A 1,982-nucleotide genomic window follows, 5' to 3' on the forward strand; every position below is an offset into this window, starting at 1 on the left:
TCGATGGCTGGCTGCGTTCGATTCGCGACCTGTATTACGAGAAACGCGTGGAGCTGGGCCAGTTAGCTACAGAAGAAGAACGTGTCGACCGGCTGTGTGAGTTGAACGTGATCCAGCAAGTGGCCAACGTCGGCCACACCAGCATCATCCAGAACGCCTGGCACCGTGGCCAGAGCCTGTCGATCCATGGTTGCATCTATGGCATCAAGGATGGTCGCTGGAAGAGCCTGAACGCGACCATCAGCGGCTTTGAGCAACTACCAGCGCAATATCGCCTGCGGCCGATCGACTGAGTCGGCTCAGGCCGGTTCATCCAGCCTGCGAAGGGGCCGACTGACGGGCCCTGTCGCGCATTTGGTCTTGGCCTGAGCTGCAGTTTGTGCAACGGCTGGTCAGTGCGAATGCAAATGCCTGGTCAACGGGAGTGCAAACAGGTGGTCAAGTCAATGCAATTGCCCACCAGCGCACGTTGACATACGCCTGCATTCATATTCATGACTCGCTACTAGATCGAAGCCCAGGGGCCGATCGTCAAGCACCCGGTCCAGGGGGTGCTGGTACCGCGTGGCTGAGAGCATCAAGCTCAGCGTAGACAGCTTCGCTGAGCTTGAAACCTGCGGCGACTACGTTCTCGTCCAAGTGTCTGACCTTACTGGTACCGGGAATGGGTAGCTGTCATTGTGGATACGATTTTGACCAAGGGTCAATTCGGCGTCTGCACCAACACAGAAGTGCGACTCAAGCGCGTTCTCAGCAACGGCCTCTCACCCCGCTAGGTTCTCAGGTTTATCGCGCGCTGGCTCCTATAGTTTATTCAACTGTCACGACAACAAAATTTCGCCATCACCCGAACGTACCGCTAACCAAGCGGCTGGCCGAAGCATCAGTTCGGCGACTTCCAAATCCAGCAGGCCATGCAGCAGAGTTGTCCAAGAGCCTGCTCGGCGATCAAAATCTGAGTGGTTATTCCCGAATCTTCCTTGCTCATGAAATCGTTCATGGCGAAATTTTGATACTACACGTCGAGTTGGCGGGAGCGACGAAGCGCTGTCGACGATTATTGTTTTCGCACAAAAGCAGGAAACAATACTCATGCTGCCGTCGACCAAAAGAATAGATTGCCACGTTCATTTTTATACTTCGGAAGATCTTCGTCGTGTGGCCGGTTCGCTGCCTTATACGTTACCCGAGCCGCATCCGCTGACTGCTTATCTGGATACATTGATCGATGCCGGAATTGCCCCGACGCTCCTCAATAACGTCCATTTAAGTATTCTGCCGGATTCAGAAAACGTATTTGCTTCATTTGACGAACTCAAGAATCTCCAGGCAGCCAACCCTCTGCGCTATGGAGACGTCAAATTGGTGGGGACGATCAAGGCAGAACCAGCTTACGCCACACACGAACGTCTTTCGCACCCCCAGGTGGTTGGCGCCCGAATCGTTCTGCACGATGCAAGGCCGGAAACGGTTTCCGATGCGCAGTTCAGTGATGGGCTGTGGCCGGCATTTTACGGCCGTCTGCTTCCGCACCAGCATCTGCACATTTACGCGAAAGAGGCCGAGACGAATCTGCGTGTATTGCGCCAGATCCCTCGCGATGTGCGGGTCATTATCGACCACCTGGGCACTTGTCACAGCGAGCGTGACATCAGTGAGCCGGCCTACATCGCGCTACTCGCTGAAGCCAGAGAGCGAGGCAACGTGTGGTTCAAGGGTCCTGGCTATCGCACTTGCATCCATCCCGAGGAAACAGCTCGTTTCGTGACGCAAATTGTTTGCGCAGTCGGCGCGGACAAGATTCTTCTGGAAGCAACGGATGCACCTCATGTTGGAACTGACAACAAGGGACAGCCGTATTCCGACCTCTTTAATCTGGACAAGGCTTTCAACTTTGTTGATGCCGTTGCACTGCATGTTTCCAAAGAAACCCGAATTCCTGTTGGCCAACTTCTCCGAGGAGCATCTGGCCAATTGGTAAG

Annotated in this window: 2 protein-coding genes; both read left to right on the forward strand. The window is 54.5% G+C overall.

The features are described from left to right. On the forward strand, positions 1–293 hold a 293-nt coding region (locus ACRESJ_RS17090; protein ID WP_431758951.1), incomplete at its 5' end, for a carbonic anhydrase. A 799-nt stretch (positions 294–1,092) separates the two neighbouring features. Continuing rightward, a partial coding sequence (locus ACRESJ_RS17095; protein WP_431758952.1) for an amidohydrolase family protein occupies positions 1,093–1,982 on the forward strand: 890 nt, incomplete at its 3' end.

The organism is Pseudomonas sp., from assembly GCF_050739655.1.
In the GTDB taxonomy this organism is placed as follows: domain Bacteria; phylum Pseudomonadota; class Gammaproteobacteria; order Pseudomonadales; family Pseudomonadaceae; genus Aquipseudomonas.